Annotated in this window: 20 protein-coding genes; 1 reads left to right on the forward strand and 19 read right to left on the reverse strand. The window is 49.7% G+C overall.

The features are described from left to right. Nucleotides 1-15: 15 nt before the first annotated feature. The 15 genes from MTCT_RS07475 to MTCT_RS07545 form a co-directional block, all read right to left on the reverse strand. Nucleotides 16-933 (reverse strand): GAF domain-containing protein, encoded by a 918-nt coding sequence (locus MTCT_RS07475; RefSeq protein WP_048176129.1) that lies wholly within the window; start codon nucleotides 931-933, stop codon nucleotides 16-18. An 88-nt stretch (nucleotides 934-1,021) separates the two neighbouring features. Continuing rightward, a complete protein-coding gene (ftsY, locus tag MTCT_RS07480) occupies nucleotides 1,022-2,098 on the reverse strand; it encodes a signal recognition particle-docking protein FtsY (protein WP_048176130.1) in 1,077 nt (358 codons plus the stop codon). Continuing rightward, nucleotides 2,099-2,524, reverse strand: coding sequence for a prefoldin subunit alpha (gene pfdA, locus MTCT_RS07485; protein WP_048176132.1), 426 nt, complete (start codon nucleotides 2,522-2,524; stop codon nucleotides 2,099-2,101). 4 nt (nucleotides 2,525-2,528) lie between these two features. Continuing rightward, on the reverse strand, nucleotides 2,529-2,759 hold the full coding sequence (rpl18a, locus tag MTCT_RS07490) for a 50S ribosomal protein L18Ae (protein WP_048176133.1): 231 nt from the start codon (nucleotides 2,757-2,759) through the stop codon (nucleotides 2,529-2,531). A 2-nt stretch (nucleotides 2,760-2,761) separates the two neighbouring features. Further along, entirely contained in the window at nucleotides 2,762-3,430 is a 669-nt protein-coding gene (locus tag MTCT_RS07495; protein ID WP_010877219.1) for a translation initiation factor IF-6, read from the reverse strand. Nucleotides 3,431-3,444: 14 nt separating this feature from the next. Beyond that, nucleotides 3,445-3,690, reverse strand: coding sequence for a 50S ribosomal protein L31e (locus MTCT_RS07500; protein WP_010877220.1), 246 nt, complete (start codon nucleotides 3,688-3,690; stop codon nucleotides 3,445-3,447). Between the two features lie 11 nt (nucleotides 3,691-3,701). Beyond that, nucleotides 3,702-3,857: a 50S ribosomal protein L39e gene (locus MTCT_RS07505; protein WP_010877221.1), complete on the reverse strand. Its 156-nt coding sequence runs from the start codon at nucleotides 3,855-3,857 to the stop codon at nucleotides 3,702-3,704. Next, nucleotides 3,854-4,459 carry a hypothetical protein gene (locus tag MTCT_RS07510; protein WP_048176135.1) on the reverse strand — a complete coding sequence of 202 codons (606 nt, stop codon included), beginning with the start codon at nucleotides 4,457-4,459 and terminating at the stop codon, nucleotides 3,854-3,856. Before MTCT_RS07510 ends, MTCT_RS07505 begins: the two co-directional genes overlap by 4 nt. 9 nt (nucleotides 4,460-4,468) lie before the next feature. After that, a complete protein-coding gene (locus MTCT_RS07515; RefSeq protein ID WP_010877223.1) occupies nucleotides 4,469-4,804 on the reverse strand; it encodes a DNA-binding protein in 336 nt (111 codons plus the stop codon). A 34-nt stretch (nucleotides 4,805-4,838) separates the two neighbouring features. Continuing rightward, nucleotides 4,839-5,276: a 30S ribosomal protein S19e gene (locus tag MTCT_RS07520; protein ID WP_010877224.1), complete on the reverse strand. Its 438-nt coding sequence runs from the start codon at nucleotides 5,274-5,276 to the stop codon at nucleotides 4,839-4,841. A 10-nt stretch (nucleotides 5,277-5,286) separates the two neighbouring features. Then, entirely contained in the window at nucleotides 5,287-5,520 is a 234-nt protein-coding gene (locus MTCT_RS07525; RefSeq protein WP_048176136.1) for a YhbY family RNA-binding protein, read from the reverse strand. Further along, a complete protein-coding gene (gene rnp4 / locus MTCT_RS07530; RefSeq protein ID WP_048176138.1) occupies nucleotides 5,462-5,884 on the reverse strand; it encodes a ribonuclease P protein component 4 in 423 nt (140 codons plus the stop codon). Before rnp4 ends, MTCT_RS07525 begins: the two co-directional genes overlap by 59 nt. 118 nt (nucleotides 5,885-6,002) lie before the next feature. After that, nucleotides 6,003-6,518: an adenylate kinase family protein gene (locus tag MTCT_RS07535; protein WP_048176140.1), complete on the reverse strand. Its 516-nt coding sequence runs from the start codon at nucleotides 6,516-6,518 to the stop codon at nucleotides 6,003-6,005. A gap of 107 nt (nucleotides 6,519-6,625) precedes the next feature. Next, on the reverse strand, nucleotides 6,626-7,402 hold the full coding sequence (locus MTCT_RS07540) for a sulfide-dependent adenosine diphosphate thiazole synthase (RefSeq protein WP_048061316.1): 777 nt from the start codon (nucleotides 7,400-7,402) through the stop codon (nucleotides 6,626-6,628). 33 nt (nucleotides 7,403-7,435) lie between these two features. Next, nucleotides 7,436-8,530, reverse strand: coding sequence for a GTP-binding protein (locus MTCT_RS07545; protein ID WP_048061317.1), 1,095 nt, complete (start codon nucleotides 8,528-8,530; stop codon nucleotides 7,436-7,438). Nucleotides 8,531-8,661: 131 nt separating this feature from the next. On the opposite strand from MTCT_RS07545, the gene MTCT_RS07550 reads away from it, so the two are divergent. Next, nucleotides 8,662-9,039, forward strand: coding sequence for a CBS domain-containing protein (locus MTCT_RS07550; protein WP_048176142.1), 378 nt, complete (start codon nucleotides 8,662-8,664; stop codon nucleotides 9,037-9,039). A 129-nt stretch (nucleotides 9,040-9,168) separates the two neighbouring features. Here MTCT_RS07550 and MTCT_RS07555 read toward each other — a convergent pair whose 3' ends face one another. The 4 genes from MTCT_RS07555 to serB form a co-directional block, all read right to left on the reverse strand. Beyond that, a complete protein-coding gene (locus MTCT_RS07555; RefSeq protein ID WP_048176143.1) occupies nucleotides 9,169-11,706 on the reverse strand; it encodes a dolichyl-diphosphooligosaccharide--protein glycosyltransferase subunit STT3 in 2,538 nt (845 codons plus the stop codon). A 243-nt stretch (nucleotides 11,707-11,949) separates the two neighbouring features. Further along, on the reverse strand, nucleotides 11,950-14,085 hold the full coding sequence (gene topA, locus MTCT_RS07560) for a DNA topoisomerase I (RefSeq protein ID WP_048176144.1): 2,136 nt from the start codon (nucleotides 14,083-14,085) through the stop codon (nucleotides 11,950-11,952). Nucleotides 14,086-14,102: 17 nt separating this feature from the next. Continuing rightward, entirely contained in the window at nucleotides 14,103-14,363 is a 261-nt protein-coding gene (locus MTCT_RS07565; protein ID WP_048176145.1) for a hypothetical protein, read from the reverse strand. 8 nt (nucleotides 14,364-14,371) lie between these two features. Beyond that, nucleotides 14,372-15,847 carry a phosphoserine phosphatase SerB gene (gene serB, locus MTCT_RS07570; protein ID WP_048176146.1) on the reverse strand — a complete coding sequence of 492 codons (1,476 nt, stop codon included), beginning with the start codon at nucleotides 15,845-15,847 and terminating at the stop codon, nucleotides 14,372-14,374. Nucleotides 15,848-15,851: the final 4 nt, after the last annotated feature.

Raw genomic sequence — 15,851 nt, forward strand, 5'->3', positions numbered from 1 at the left:
TCTGAGCTGTTCTGGCTACCTCTCCTCCATCTCCTTCAGGATTTCACGGGATTCAATGTAGAATGACACATCCCCTGCAAGTTCCATGAGAAGTTTCACTTCCTCCTCATCGAAGGCATCCCTCTCCCCCGAGTAAACCGTGAGGGCTCCTATGGTCTCACCCTTAACAGTGAGGGGAAGACCAATGACTGACATGAATCCCCTCTCAACGGCCCTATCCCTCCAGGGGGTGAATCTGGGATCCTCTCCGGTGTCCCTTATTATGACGGGTTCCCCTTCCCTTATTGACCTTCCTGTCGGGCCCTCCCCGTATATGCTGTCATCCCACCTGATGGTTACTGAGTCAAGGTAGCCTTCATGGAATCCGTACTCTGCAGCGGGCCTCACAGACCTCTCCTCATCATTCTCTGCAAGGCCTATCCAGGCCATCCTGTAACCACCGACCTCGACGATGATCCGGCATACCTCTCTCAGAAGTTTTTCAGGGTCATTTATCCTTACAATGGCCTGGTTACAGTCGCTGAGCATTCTGAGGTTACGGTTAAGTTTTTTTGTCTGTAACTGGCTCCGGTGCCTCTGAACCGCCAGTTCAATGCTGAATAGGAGCTCCTTCTCATCAAAGGGCTTTATCAGGTATCCGTAGGGTTCCACTTCCCTGGCCCTCTCCATGGTGGAGCCCTCTGAGTGGGCTGATAGAAAAACCACAGGTATGTCAAGGCTACGAATTTCTTTTGCAGCATCAACACCGTTCAGGGGGCCCTTGAGGACTATGTCCATTAAAATTAGATCAGGGTGGTGCTTCTGTGCAAGTTCAACTGCAGTCTCACCACTGTATGCAACCCCCACAACATCATATCCCCAGAACTCCAGCTTTCTCTGGAGATCCATCGCCGTTATTGCCTCATCCTCTACAAGGAGTATCCTTACACCCATATGAAAGTCTCCACATGGGTAATGTGACATGGCTGTATAAAAATTTTTGTATTCTGTATTTTATCTGCATGGATGTCCATTAATCAGTTCATGCGAATAGCTGTTCAATCATCCATTCTGGTTTGAATTCCATTATGTCATCGTAGCCCTGCCCGATCCCCATGAATATTATGGGCCTTTTGATCATGTAGCCTATGGACAATGCTGCACCTCCGCGCGCATCTGCATCAGCCTTTGTCAGTATAACTGCGTCTATGCCAACGGCTTCATCAAATCGGGCTGCCTGTTCAATGGCATCGTTTCCTGTCAGCGCATCACCGACAAACACTATGAGGTCTGGCCTGACGACCCTCTTTATCTTGGCCATCTCGTCCATGAGGTTCACGTTGGTCTGCATCCTCCCTGCGGTGTCTATGAGGACGACATCCTTTCCCTGGGCCTTTGCATGGGATACCGCGTCAAAGGCAACGGCGGCGGGGTCGGCTCCCTTGCGGTGGCTTATTAGCTTGACTCCGAGTTTATCTGCGTGCTGACCTATCTGCTCTATTGCACCGGCACGGAAGGTGTCTGCAGCTGCTATCACGGGCTCAAGGCCCTTTTTCATGAAGTATCTGGCCACCTTTGCTATGGTGGTTGTCTTGCCGGTCCCGTTTATACCAACAAACATTATAACAAGGGGTTTCTTCTTCTCCACGAGCTGCGGGAGGTCCACACCGTCAACGCTGAGAACATCCTTAACGGCCTTTTTAAGGGCTTCCATTGTGTATTCTGATATTTCGGTGCTCCTTTTAACCTTCCTTCCAACCAGTTCTTCCTTCAACTCTGTGGTGATTTTTTCAGCCACTTCAAGGGCCACGTCACTTTCCAGGAGGGCCATTTCCAGGTCCCAGAGTACATCATCCACGTCCTTTTCTGTTATCCTTTTTTCCCTGAAAAATGAGAGGAAACCTGAACCCCCCTCCCCTGCACCGGGAGCGGGCTCCTCTGAACTTGTATCATCTGGTTCTTCAGTTCTAACCTCTTCTTCAGGTTTACCTTCTGGAATGGGCTCGGGACCCCTATCCTCAGACTTATCCTCTTCGGACCGGGGTTCCTGGCCTGATGAGACCTTCTCGGTGATCTTGCCAACGGTTTCACTGAATTTTTTCTTCAGAGACTCAAACACTTACTCTCCACTTCCCCTTACCTTTTTGAGGAGTTCCTCTGCCTGAGGAGATAATTTCATCATGATGTCTGTTATCTTACGCAGGTTCTCACCCATCTTCTGAAGTGTTGACTCCAGTTCATTCTTCTGGGACTTAATGCTCTCCATTGCATCCTCAAAGTTCTTCTTTATGGCTACACCTGCACCGACACTCATTATAACTTCACTGGTATCCTTGAGCTCTGCCTTTATGAAGGAGCCGGCACCCACAGGTACCAGGGTCTCGGAGCCATCCTTTCCCTGTATATCACTGAGGGTCTTCTCAAGGATTTCAAGTTCACTGATGGTGGCCCTCACGGCCTCCATCTGCTGCTGTATGAGTTCGGCCTGGCTCTGGTAGATGTTCAGCTGGTTCACTATCTCCTCGAGCCTCTGCTGGTCTTCCATGTGATCACCTCTGGACCAGCGCCTTGACCACCGGGTCCTGAACCTCCTCAGGTGATATCTCCTCTATCTCCTCTATTTTAACTTTGCTCCTTGGAACCCTGTGTTTGCTCCCGAATTCAGAGTAGAGCCTCTCATAGATTTCCTCTTCCCTTATTGCCTTGAGCTCCTTTGTGAATGGCTGAAGCTTATCACCCATCAGGAACTTTCCTTTAACCCTAAATATCTTTGTCTTCATTTTCATCCCTCAAGAAAACCTAAAGCTTCTTCTATCCTCGCAAGTTCTGGCCCTGTGGTTTCCTCACCCACAAGGACACCGTTTGAGTTGGCCACTGAACAGGCACCTATAAGTGTGACTCCATGGTTGACTGTGCCAACGTCGGCCTCCACGCCCAGGGTATCCTCTATGATACCTATTTCCTCAGATGATGCCTGGGGATTCAGCAGGGCACCACGGTTGGTAGCTGCACCCATGGAGCCTACGATGTTGAGGCCTGCAAGTGTGGATACTTTAACGTCAACCTCAAGCACATCCCCTATAACCTGCAGCGCATCATCTGACAGCAGTGGACTTGCAACGGCACCGTTGTCATTGGCCAGCACAAGGTTACCGACTGCAGTAAACCTTTCAGGGATCCTGACAGCCTCCACACCGGCAGCTGCAAGGGCATCGATTTCACGGTCCATGGCCTGATTTGAGACCACGAATCCATTTGAGTTGCCCACGGCAAGGGCACCGTTTAGGCTGCTGCCACTGATGGACACCTTCAGGACCTCAACTTCAAGGGCTTCCCTGAGAACACCCTCAAACTTTTCAGGGGTGTTCTGTGGTATCAGGGCCACACTGTCGGTTACAGAGATGTAAACTCCCAGGTTCGGGTTTCCACTGAGGTTGATCCTTCTAATCATAATTCACCATCATTTCATTCTTCGAGTGTGGCTTCAACAACACCGTCTTCATCCTTAACGGCCTTGACCTTTATTCTTGGGGGTATCTTCTGGATACCTCTCTCCCAGAGTTTTTCGTTGATTGACTCGTCGAGTTTAACGGTGTCTGCCTTCATATGTTTCATGAGAAATTCCCTGACAATCTTAACAGCCTTCGGCGCTCTTATGGTCCTTGGCACGTTCTTGGCCTTTCTGAGAGGTATGACATAAATCCTTTCCATATCCAGTCCTCCTATACCTTGAGTTTGGTCCTTCTCCAGTGCCTCATCTTTGGATGGCTTCGAACCCTGTAGTTTGTCTTAACCATAACCCATGCGGGCACCCTTCTGTTCTGTCTGTTAGCCTTTGCCATTCTGAGTTTCCTGGCAACATGTTTATTTCTACTCATTTAGCATCCTCCTTCATTTTGGTGTTCCAGCCAGTGACCCTGGTCTGGAAGTGAACAGGGAAGAATGATTCTGAACTGTGGCCCATCTCCTCAAGGAGGAGGCGGACCTCAACCTCGTAGTCGGAGCTGTTATCGATACTGCTTCTCTCCCTCCTCAGGCTGAAGAGCATCGATGCAAGTCTGTTAACGGTCCTGTGACCGAGACCATCCAAGTTCACATATTCAATGTTCAGGCGGTCTTCGAGGCTCTGTATCTCGTCCCTTGTTAGTTTAGGGGTCCTGTCGTCACGTCGCGTTCCATCGGCAACCATGTCGTACTCGGTGGCTGCGGCTTCAACTGCCATCCTGTGTATGTGCTTTATACCATTATTCGGAAACCCGTCATTGATTATCGTCTCAGCAGCGTCCATCAGGATTTCATCGCCGAGTTTAAGAACACGGTGTGGAAATCCAAGGGATGCAGCTGCCTCAGATGCTGGCTTCCATGAATCATGGATCCCGAAGTTCACAGTCACCAGCTCTGGCTGTATCCCCAGCCGCTGGAGCATCACAGCCGCCAGTGAACTGTCCTTACCGCCACTGTAGAGTACGCATGCATTCATTTTACCAGACTATTTGCGGCTGATCTTTATCTCCCTCTTTTTACCCGCAACCCTTTTAAGCAGCTCCTTCAGCTGTTCATCGGTGATCTTTGACCTTACACGCCCCATCTGGGCCAGCTGTATGAGCTGCAGTTCTATCTGCTCAACGAAGTCCGGCCTTGTCAGACGGAGGTTGGCCAGACGGCTACGGGCTTCAGGGGTGAGTATCTGCATCATTATCTGTTTTTTCTGCATTTCCAGCTGCTGACGCATCTGTTCCTGTGCTTCAGCTTCCATCGCCTGCTGCTGAGCCTTCTGCTGGAGCTCCAGCATCTTCTTGCGACGTATCTCTTCGAGGTCTGTCAACTATGAAACCTCCTGAGGCCCCTCTGGGATAGTTTCAGTACCTTTCAAGTCCTTCAACTTCTTTCTTTACCTCTGCAGCGGCCTTGTCAAGGAATGATCTGCCTTCGGGTGTTATAACCCTTCCATTTTCTTCCCTCTTTATTAGACCTGATTCCTCCAGCTGCTGCAGGGCCCTTCTGATTATGGCACCGCTACCCCTTCTGAACTTTTCAGGGCGTGAGCCCCGGTCCTTCTTACCGCCGTAATGTGTCCTGAGGCTGTTAACACCCACAGGACCATCAATGTAAACTCTTCTGAGGAGGGCAGCGGCCCTTACATACCACCAGTCAGGATTCTCAGGTCTTCTTTCCTTGTGGACACCTGTTTTAACAAAGTTAACCCATTCAGGGGATTTAACCTTACTGTCATTTTTCAGTTCCTCAGCAACCCTGTTTATGAGCAGATCTGCTGGCACGTCATAAACTGTAGTCATATTTATCCTCCTAAGATCTTTTTTTGAAAATTATTGCCACATTTCCTCTTAAATCTATGAGCTTAGAATTTGTTTTTTCAACTATCTCTGTAATATAACTTTCTTTTTCAGAGGCCATCGTCCTGGCAAATCTTATCTTTATCAGTTCATTTGCCTTGAGCTGCCTCTTCACCTCTTCAATGAGGCTATCTGTCACTCCGGCTTTCCCCACATTTATTGTGAGCGCCGACAGTGACCTTTTCATCAGTTCCTTCTTTGGTGGTGTGAGACTCAATCTTATTTCTCCTTCTATCCTTTTTTTCCCTGATATAAGGGAATCTCATGATGTGACCGCACTCGTGGCACCTAAAATTAACCTTCCCATCAGCTATCCTGACGGTGCAGTTTGCCCCGGGTTTAAGGAAACTGTAACATTTCCTGCAGAACCTCCTCCTCCATTCCCTGGGGATTCTAACCCTGTACTTCATTGCGATGTTTCTTGCAAGTTCGGTGTACCTGTGCGATCTATGGGGATTAGCTGAAAATTCACGGTCAGCCATTCTGAAAAGGATGTCTATTCTCTCTTCAGCAATTTTTAACATCCATCGTGGTCTCTTTCCTCTCCTCAAGGTTTAACCTCTCATAACGGAATAGAACATCCACATCTTGCACATTGAGATGGTGTACTGACTGCACAAGAAGAATATTATAAGTGCTTTGTGTTTCCATATTTAAAAAGCTTTTCCATCATCCAAGAAGCCATCCTGAGAAATCCACTCCCCCCGGGGGACATACCCTTGAACCATTCATGATATCGGTGATGATATCGGCAACCTCATGAGGGGATCTTCCTGTTGTATCGACCTCATGAACACGCTCCCCATGTATTTCGAAGGCCTCAACGGTGCACACATCCAGCGCTTCGGCCTCGAGGTTTTCAAGCACCTTACCTTCAGGGTAGCCCCTCCCCTCAAGCCTGCCCCTGAGTACCTCCGGGTGGAGTCTGAGGACGATCACCATGCTGCAGGATCTGCAGAGGTGGGAGAGGTGACCCTCCACCACATCCAGACCCTCCATTTCCTGGAGGTGGCTGCATGCGGCCTCAATGTCGGCTTCAAGGTATCCCCTGATGGGGTCGCGTCCAAGGACGAATCCCTTCTGCCTTATGAGTTCCCCAAGGGATATGACCTCCAGTCCCCTCTCCCTCAATATACCCGCCACGGTTGTCTTCCCGACGCCGGGTGTTCCGGTTATGCAGATCATAATTTCACAGTCTCGCCTTGCTGACTGGAACCGTGGCCCATTTCTCCTTTTTCATCGCCTCTCTGTTCTTTGGTGGCTGTTTCTGGGGCGGTAAGTTACGCAGACATTCATTTCAGCTTCTCGATTATCATCTCTGCAACACGTCGACCTGAGACCAGCATACCACCAAATATGGGCCCCATCCTGGGGGCGCCGTATACGGCGTTGCTCGCCATTCCAGCCACATAGAGGTTGGGGTAGACCTCCCTCGTGTTTTCAATGAGGGCAGCCTCCCCCACGTCGGCCCACATGGACCTCTCGCCCTGTATCCTGCCATCGGGGGTGTTGAGTTCCGGTCCGATCTTCCTCTCCACCACCTTCACTATCTCACAGTCATGACCCGTTGCATCGATGACTGCTCTGGCCCTGACTGTGAGGGGATCAACGTGGAGGCCCGCCATTTCAACTGAGCTCCAGTTGAGCACAAGACCGGTTATCCCCTCGTCGCGGATCATAACGTCCTCTATGCTCATGAGGTTGAATATCTTCAGTCCGGCCTGGCAGGCCCTGGAACACAGGGTGGAGGTCGCCTCCACCGAATCAGCCACATGGTATCCCTCATCATAGGGTTCTGACCTTATTCCGAATTCATCGAGGATCTCACGGCCCTCATCCTGGACGACGATCTTGTTGAACATCATACCGCCGCCCCACATTCCACCACCAATGGAGAGCTTGCGCTCAAAGAGCGCGACCTTCAGACCAGCCCTTGCAAGGTAGTAGCCTGCTGTTAGACCGGAGGGGCCCCCTCCGCCGATAGCAACATCCATCTCCATGTAGTCCAGGAGATCCTCCATGTATCCTTCAACAATTGCTCTTGAAATTTTTATATCATCAAGCTTCATCTTCACACCTGCATGTATTTCCATAAGAAGCGGTCACTTCTTTATTATGATCCTCAGGACGTCCTCATCATTGAGGACATGTTCAAGGCCCACCTTCTGGCCGTCGAATTTAACAGAGCTCCCCCAGACCCTTGCATGTCTGAATTTACGCACAAAGTCCCTGTGGAGCTTCTGGCACACATCGCCAACGGTTGACCCTTCCCTGATGATGAGGGGTTCGTCGTAATCAGCCTTTTTACCCTGGGGCTTCAGGTATATCCTTATGAGGCCCAGTCTGTTAAATATTTCCTCCCTGAGCTCATCGATGTTGATGTCCCTGTCTGCGGAGATGAAGAGGGCTTCCGGGAATTTCTCCCTGAGACCCTCAAGATAGGATTCATCCACAAGGTCTATCTTGTTTATAACGGTGATGGCCGGTATGTAGGCGCGGTTGGCCTCCATGACGTCTATGAACTGGTCAACGGTTATGTCATCCCTTATGAGGACGTCGGCATTGTGGATTCCGTACTCATTGAGGACTGACCTTATGATCTTCTCATCAAGGTGTGTGAGTTCGACCGTTGCTGAGAGCTTCACACCACCCAGTTTTCTCCTCTTAACAATCACATCAGGGGGCGTCTCGTTGGGTCTTATACCAACATCCCTCAGCTCCCTGAGGATTATGTCCATGTGGTCTGTGTTGAAGACATCAAGGACTATCACTATGAGGTCGGCGCTCCTGGCAACTGAGAGTATCTCCCTTCCACGGCCCCTCCCACGGGAGGCCCCGGTTATTATCCCGGGTATGTCAAATATCTGTATCTGGGCCCCCCGGTACTCCATGACGCCCGGGACGATTTCAAGGGTTGTGAACTGATAGTCACCCACCTTTGACTCTGCACTGGTTAACTCGTTGAGGAGTGTTGATTTCCCAACAGATGGAAAACCGATGAGGACCACGGTGGAGTCTCCAGACTTTTTGATATGGAATCCTCTCCCCTTTCCAGATGAGGTCTTCCTCTGGAGGGCCTCCTCCTTGAGGCGGGATATCTTTGCCTTCAGTTTACCTATATGGTGGGCTGTGGCCTTGTTGTATGGTGTCTTCTGAATCTCCTCTTCTATCTTTCTGATCTTCTCTTCGATATCCATACCACTCACATGAACATTGTTGAAGCCGGGAAAAATCAGTGTAATCATTCAGTGTTCTCTATTATCCATTATTAAATATTTTCCCTTATATTTTATATCCCATAACCTTCATATTATATGCAGGTGATTTTATGAGGGTTGAGGATGTTATGGTTACGGATGTTGACACCATCGACATAACTGCCAGCCTCGAGGATGTTCTAAGGAACTATGTTGAGAACGCCAAGGGAAGCTCGGTGGTTGTGAAGGAAGGTGTCAGGGTCGGAATTGTAACCACATGGGATGTGCTTGAGGCCATTGCAGAGGGGGATGATCTTGCAGAGGTCAAGGTATGGGAGGTGATGGAGCGGGATCTTGTTACCATATCTCCCAGGGCAACCATCAAGGAAGCAGCAGAGAAGATGGTGAAGAACGTTGTCTGGCGCCTCCTTGTCGAGAAGGACGATGAGATCATAGGCGTGATAAGCGCCACTGATATATTGAGGGCCAAGATGGCCAAGCGATACTGAAGTTCTGCCAGAAACTTCTTTTATTGCCTGTTTTTATAATGAGGTACTGAAATTTATTTTTTCATTAAGAGTTTTTGAGTGGCTTAATCTCTTAGAGAGATCATGGCCGTGTAAAATGAAAAATATGGGTTATGCTGCTGTCCACAGCAGCACACCGGGTTCCTGGTGGAGGAACTTGAAGGATGTCTGGTTGAATCCTCCCAGGAGGAAGAGCTTTGTGAAGACCGAGTCCTCCAGTTCCCTGTTCATTATTATTGTCGTGTACTGGTTCCCGCTTCCAATGACTATGAGGCTCAGCTGGGCGTCACTGTCAACAACCTCATTCTTAACAAGGAGGTCGCCCTCGATTATGGTGAGCTTGTGGGGGTTTATCTTCTGAACCGTCATGTTGTTGCCCACTGCTATCGTTGCATTGGTGGTGTTTGCCTTCTTCTCTATTATGGTGCCCAGGACGTTATTCTGGTCCACCATGGTGTTCACGGTCTGGATAACGGTTGTGTTGTTAACCACCTGGGGCTTTGAGCTTGCCAGGGATGGATAGTAACCATACCTTGACCCTGTCTTCTTCTTGAAATCCCATGTTCCAAAGTACGTCCACCATGGCGCCTTACCGAGCATATCTGAGCTCAGGACAAGTACAAAGGGCTTTGGCTTTGCCGGGTGGGAGTACCTGAGTACACTGTCAGCCTCCGTATCACTGAGACCGTAGCGCCCGGTCATGACGGCCCTGGCTTCCTCCCTTGGAAGTCCGAGGGTCGCGGTCAGTATCTCGGCGGTCTTTCCGCTGTCATCTGTGTAGTTGTCAAGGGTCTCATAGGCGAGATCACCGCTGGTTGAGAGCATGGTGAGTATACCCCTTGAAAGTGTCTCGTTACTCGTTGTGAGGGCCTTACCTATCCAGTAGGCCCTCGGGGTGTTCTGGCTACCACCGTCAAAGGTGACTGGCCTGTCTGCTGCAACCGCAAAGAGGTGTCCGAAGTCCCACCATGACATGACCACCGTGTCCCTGCTGGTGTTCTTCTTTACCCACTGCATGGAGTTCCACATACCATCATCTGTACCGGGGGCTACCGACGTTGTGATTGAGTGGGCTCCACTCACAGAGGGGGCCACAGCTGCAAGGACCACCAGAACCATCATGAATGGCGCCCTTATCTCAGGCTTCTTCACGGAGTATATGAATCCAGCCGCAAGCACCCCTGCAAGGAGCTTAACCGCAACTGAGACCCCGAAGGGCATTACCATGGCAACCGCCGCCACGAATACGATCAGTGCCAGTGATGATGTTGTCGTGAACCTCACCCTCAGGTACTCAACAAGGAATCCTGTGAATATCCCTGCTGAGAGTCCCAGGGGCATTGCAAATGTGGGTATGAACCTTGAACCCTTGGTAACAGCATATCCACTCATTATGAGCCATACAGCCATGAGGACAGCGTAGAGCAGGTAGCGGTGTCTCATCTCCTCACTGGCAACAGCCGCCCTCTTCTTCCTCATGAACTTGCTTTTCTTACCGGCCCGCGGCCTGTTCTCTGACTCCTCAACGACAACCTCTGGCTGGCGGTATTTCCACACCAGGGCTCCGACACCCAGAACACCAATTATGAATACCAGCAGGCCGCCCACCCCACCAACGATTGTGTTCTGACCCGGGAGGAAGATGTTCCCGGCACCGGTTGTTATGAATTCAGGCACCTGTAGTTCTGAGACTGAGACATAGACGTTGGGGTAGGCCGTGGTCTGGGCGGTTGCCTGTATCTGGGTGGCACCTATGAGTCCGCCTACAGCACCCGCAAGGCTTGAAAATCCTCCAAACACTCCTATGAGGACTCCCCCAGCTATGAGGAGGATCAGGAGGGGGAAAAGTTCTCTCTGATGAATCAGCCAGTCAAGTTTGCCCTCGAATTCGCCTTCCGGTTTTTCTCCCAGGATGTACCTTGAAATGACAAGGTACGCTGCAACGAATACGATGAGAACCGCCAGGTAGAATATGTAACCCACCCATGCAGCTGAAAATACAAGTATTGAAACTGCCGCTGCAAGGGCATATCCAACCTTGCCCCTCATGCTGGAAGCCAGCATCCCCTCTGTGAAGAACCAGAACACGAAGAGCGGGAGGACGAAGTTGAACATGTCCGTGTCAAAGAAACCTGCATAGGTGTGGGCGACGTAGGTTGGGACAAGCCCCACTATGAGGGCAGCTGCAAAACCCCCGTAATCATTTGTTATCCTCCTCACGAAGAGGTAGGCGGGGATCACGCAGAGGGAACCTATGAAGGCCCCCATCCAGAATGCGACCTCCTTGAGGCTGAAGTCCCCGAAGAAGTTCAGTACCCTGTAGGCAGCCGAGGTAACGTATACGATCAGGGGCGGGTAGTCAACGGGTCTGCCAGGGGGATAGTATGAGTGGAGGTCATAGGGTTTACCATCCACCAGGGTATCACCCATTATACCTTTCGTCAGGTAGTTCATTGTTAACCTGTAGTTATAGTAGGAGTCCATTTCGCTGAAATAGGGGAGTCCATCTGCATCTTCATAGAATTTCTTGGCATCGGCAGGGACTCCGCCAATGTTACTGGCCTCTGCTCTTATGTAAAAGACAACCGAGAAGAGCAGGACAATGATTAGGAATGGCTTCAATCTTTCAAGCAAACCTTGGATATCCATTTCACCGCCTCTTTCATCTGGTAATAAATTCAGGACCTTAATGATGTTAATAAGGTTTTTGATCCGGTGACTTATAAGTTTTCATATTTTCGCGGGTCTTTCTGGTTCCTCTGAATTCTGGGGGTTATGGGTTTCATGAGGGTCAGAACAACTCAAAAGGCATCACTGACATTCGGTTCAACCCTCAGACTTTCATACTTGAAGAAATATTACCAGCAATTTCCTGCATCACTGACATTCAGTTCAGCCCTCGGGGACCTCATCAACGGAACATGTGAAGCGGCACTTCGGGAATCCCTTACAACCGACGAATTCCCCGTAACGTCCGGAGCGCTTTATGAGGTCTGAACCACATTCAGGGCATTTACCGACAACCTCTTCAACCTCTGATTTCTTTTTACCACATTTTGGGTCAAGACAGGCCCTCTGCCGCGGCCTTCCATAGGATATCATGGGGAGACCGCACTTTTCACAGAGACTTTTAAGCACACTGGCGCCCTTTGGAAGTGAGTAAACGGTCCTGCAGTCAGGGTAGCTTGAACACCCCACAAAGGTGCTCCTGTTTCTGGGAGAGTATTTTATGACGAGTTTCCCACCACAGGCGGGGCATTCACCCACAACCCTGCTGTCCTGGTAGGCCCTGTAGAGTTCCTTCCCGATGTCCCTGAGGTTCTCCTCTATGTCACTGAGTATGGATCTTACCTCTGTGATGGCCTCATCTATAACCTGGTCCTTGCTTATCTTCCCCCTCATGATATCCTCTAGTTCCCTCTCGAACTGCCTTGTGAGTTCCTCGCTGGTGATCTTCTCACAGTACCTTGTGAGGGTGTCAATTATGTTCTCACCCAGGGGACTGACCCTTATCTTTTTCCCCTCAATGTACTTCCTGTCATAGAGTTTGGCTATTATATCTGCACGTGTTGACTTGGTTCCAAGACCCCTCCTCTCGAGTTCCCTGATGAGGGAAGCCTCGTTGTATCTTGCCGGAGGTTTTGTCTCCCTTTCATCTGCGCTTACACTCCTGACAGCCAGAGAGTCTCCGCCGGATATCTCAGGGAATTCTTCATCCTCCATCTTCGTGTAGGGGTAGCTCTCCATCCAGCCCCCCTTACTGACCCTCTTCCTGGAGAAGCTGAACTCCTCTTCTCCAATTTCAAGTTCTACCTTCATGGTCTGGAGGATGGCATCCTCACCGAATACACTTATGAACCGGTGGACTATGAGGTCATAAACCTTTTTCTCATCCTTTGAGAGTTCCGATGGAAGAAGACCTGTGGGATGTATGGCCGGGTGGGCATCATCCTCCTTTTTTCCCTCATGGGGTTTGAGGGGGCCTCTGAGCCTTTCAATGTGGACTCCGAAGCGGGGGTTCTTTGCAAGGTTTTTGAGGATCTTTTCGTACCCTATACTTTCCGGGAGCTTCTGGGATGATGTCCTGGGATATGAGGTGTAACCCTCGGTGTAGAGGTTCTGTGCAATTGTCTGTGTCTTCTTGGGGCTGAATCCGAATACACGGTAGGCCTCTGACTGGAGGGTCCCCAGGTCGAAGGGTACCGGGGGCTTTCTGATGGTGTCCCTTACCCTAACATCCTTAACCTTAGCGTCACTTCCCTGGCACTTCTTGAGGATGCTGTCGACCAGCTCCCGCTTGAAGATCTTGCCCCTCTTGCTCTCGGCGATGATCCCTTCCCCGAGTTCAGCGCGTATTATCCAGTAGGGGACGGGTTTAAAGTCCCTTATCTCCTTCTCCCGTTCAACCAGTATCGCGAGGGTAGGGGTCTGAACCCTCCCGGCGGATAATTTTATGAAACGATTTGTGGCCGCCTTAACAGACTTCATGAGGGAGCGGGATATGTTTACTCCGAAAATAAAATCAAGTATGTGCCTTGCAGCGCCGCTGTCGACCTGCCCATAGTCGACTTCAATGGGGTTCTGGTAGGCCCTCTGTATTTCCTCCCTGGTGAGGGTTGAGAACTTCATCCTGGAGGTCTTCCTGAGGGCCTCCTCACCGCAACCGTATTTGAGGGCGTTGAAACCAATGAGGGTCCCCTCAATGTCATAATCGCAGGCATGGATGTAGCGGTCAGCGCCGGCTGCAAATTTCCTTATAACGTTGAGGTAATCCTTAACGTAACCCTTCTTCTTATCGATCTCGTGTATGGGTGCCCATTCAAGGTCAAAAAAGTGTTCTTCGTTGGACTGCCTGGGGCGGAGTGAGTAGAGGTGTCCCACCGCTGATACTATGGTGACCCTCTTATCACCCTCCACATGTTCCCAGTATGACACCTTTCCATGTTTTTTCTTCATGGCGTCTGGAAAGAGGGCCCCGGCAATCTTTTCAGATGATTTGGGCTTCTCACAGATTATAACTTCATGCATCTTACCACTCAGGGATCTCACCTGTAGAATCCGTAGAAGTCACTGCAGTAACTGCACATGGGGTACTTACCGTAATGATAATGGCTTGAATCATCGGCGTTTATGTTGAACTTCTTATGGCATATGAAGCACTCTTCTATCTTCTCATCATCTGAAGTTTCTTCACTGCCGGGATTATCTCTGCTGTAAACCGTTTCGCTGTCTGATGTGCCAACACCGCATGGATTCCCATTTTCTGGTTCCATATTCTCTCTGTCTGAGGATTTTTCTCCACCCATAGGATCCCCTAAACTATCCTGTGCTTCTGGAGAAGAAGAATCTCATCCTTTGTAAGTTTTTTGCCCTCTTTGAACTTCTCATATATTTCACGGGCCCTTTCCTTTTCTTCAATATCTTTTTCCCTGCTTTCTCTTCTCCTGGCACTTCTGTTCTCTGATCTCAGGGCGTTTATTCTCTCGTTTATCTGGCGTATCTCACCGAGGGTTGATTTGAATTCCTCATGCTTCTCTGAGGCCATCCTCCTGAATTCGAGGAACTTCTCATGGGCCTCGTCAGCCTTCTTGCGTATCTCATCTGTTTTTCTGAAGTACTCCAGCATCTTCTCATGGTAACCCTGGGCCTCCTCAGAGAGGGCCACAACCTTCTCATGGTACTCCTCTGACTTTTTCCTGAGTTCAAGGGCCTTTTCACGGGTTTCATCGTCCTCCTGAATCTTCATGAGTTTCTTTCGAAGCTCGTTCGCTGTCTTGACAAGTTCATTCTCCTTGTTAATGTCAAGGACCCTTGTTTCAATGATCTTGTCTATTCGCTTGATCTCATTTTCAATCTTTATACGGTCCCTTCCTCCTGAGGACCATTCGAGTTTGCGTATCTCCTTGTTTATCTGGTCCCTGAGCTTCTTGTTCTCCTCGACCTGGGAGTTTATTTCATTACGTTTATCTCTCAGTTCAACAGCCCTGTTGAGTGTTTCACGAAGTTCACTGTTGAGATTGTCCCTCAGTTCCTTCATTTCACGTGCTTTTTTGTTCAGTTCATCCCTTTCAGAGGCTATTGCTGAGAGTTTGTCTTCGTATTCATTTTTGAGTTCCATAACTTCGTCGTAACTCATCTTGTTCAATTTATCATCAGCCTCTGCAACTTTTTCAATGATGGGGAGTATCTTGCGCAGATCCTTATCTTCAACAACTGCATCGGCCTTCTTCCTGAGGGCTGGCTTGGCATTGAAGGCTATGCCCAGACGTGCGGCCTCTATCATGGATATATCGTTGGCCCCGTCACCAACTGCAACGCACTCCCTGGGACTTATACCCTCCTTCTCAAGGATCCCGCAGAGGACATCATACTTTGATTTTTCCACAAGGGGCCCGCTCACTTCACCGGTAAGTATGCCATCTTCCTCATGGAGCCTGTTGCAGAAGAGGTAATCTATGCCGAGTTTCTCCTTTACGGGTTCAGCCACAAGGTCAAAGCTTCCACTTATAACTGCAACCAGGTACCCCTTCTCCTTGAGGGTCTTTACTGTCTCCTCGGCGCCCTCCATTAGGGGCAGTTCATCTGCAACCTTCTTTATGTCTTCCACCGCTGTTCCCTTGAGGAGTTTAACCCTCTCCCTTATTGAGGATTCAAAGTCAACATCACCCTGCATGGCCTTCTCGGTGATCTCCATTACTTCCTTTTCAACGCCAGCGATTTTTCCTATCTCGTCTATGGCTTCACCATCAATAATGACATTGTCAAGATCGAAAACTACAAGTTTAATCAAAAAT

It is taken from the genome of Methanothermobacter sp. CaT2 (assembly GCF_000828575.1).
Taxonomy (GTDB): domain Archaea; phylum Methanobacteriota; class Methanobacteria; order Methanobacteriales; family Methanothermobacteraceae; genus Methanothermobacter.

Bases quoted from the DNA above. Each gene is read 5' to 3' on its own strand.
- MTCT_RS07545 (WP_048061317.1), bottom strand. From the start codon at position 8,530: ATGGATATCGAAGAGAAGATCAGAAAGATAGAAGAGGAGATTCAGAAG.
- MTCT_RS07550 (WP_048176142.1), top strand. From the start codon at position 8,662: ATGAGGGTTGAGGATGTTATGGTTACGGATGTTGACACCATCGACATA.
- MTCT_RS07520 (WP_010877224.1), bottom strand. From the start codon at position 5,276: ATGACTACAGTTTATGACGTGCCAGCAGATCTGCTCATAAACAGGGTT.
- MTCT_RS07540 (WP_048061316.1), bottom strand. From the start codon at position 7,402: ATGAAGCTTGATGATATAAAAATTTCAAGAGCAATTGTTGAAGGATAC.
- MTCT_RS07505 (WP_010877221.1), bottom strand. From the start codon at position 3,857: ATGAGTAGAAATAAACATGTTGCCAGGAAACTCAGAATGGCAAAGGCT.
- MTCT_RS07525 (WP_048176136.1), bottom strand. From the start codon at position 5,520: ATGAAAAGGTCACTGTCGGCGCTCACAATAAATGTGGGGAAAGCCGGA.
- MTCT_RS07495 (WP_010877219.1), bottom strand. From the start codon at position 3,430: ATGATTAGAAGGATCAACCTCAGTGGAAACCCGAACCTGGGAGTTTAC.
- MTCT_RS07510 (WP_048176135.1), bottom strand. From the start codon at position 4,459: ATGAATGCATGCGTACTCTACAGTGGCGGTAAGGACAGTTCACTGGCG.
- MTCT_RS07555 (WP_048176143.1), bottom strand. From the start codon at position 11,706: ATGGATATCCAAGGTTTGCTTGAAAGATTGAAGCCATTCCTAATCATT.
- MTCT_RS07565 (WP_048176145.1), bottom strand. From the start codon at position 14,363: ATGGGTGGAGAAAAATCCTCAGACAGAGAGAATATGGAACCAGAAAAT.
- rpl18a (WP_048176133.1), bottom strand. From the start codon at position 2,759: ATGAAGACAAAGATATTTAGGGTTAAAGGAAAGTTCCTGATGGGTGAT.
- MTCT_RS07535 (WP_048176140.1), bottom strand. From the start codon at position 6,518: ATGATCTGCATAACCGGAACACCCGGCGTCGGGAAGACAACCGTGGCG.
- MTCT_RS07475 (WP_048176129.1), bottom strand. From the start codon at position 933: ATGGGTGTAAGGATACTCCTTGTAGAGGATGAGGCAATAACGGCGATG.
- pfdA (WP_048176132.1), bottom strand. From the start codon at position 2,524: ATGGAAGACCAGCAGAGGCTCGAGGAGATAGTGAACCAGCTGAACATC.
- MTCT_RS07500 (WP_010877220.1), bottom strand. From the start codon at position 3,690: ATGGAAAGGATTTATGTCATACCTCTCAGAAAGGCCAAGAACGTGCCA.
- topA (WP_048176144.1), bottom strand. From the start codon at position 14,085: ATGCATGAAGTTATAATCTGTGAGAAGCCCAAATCATCTGAAAAGATT.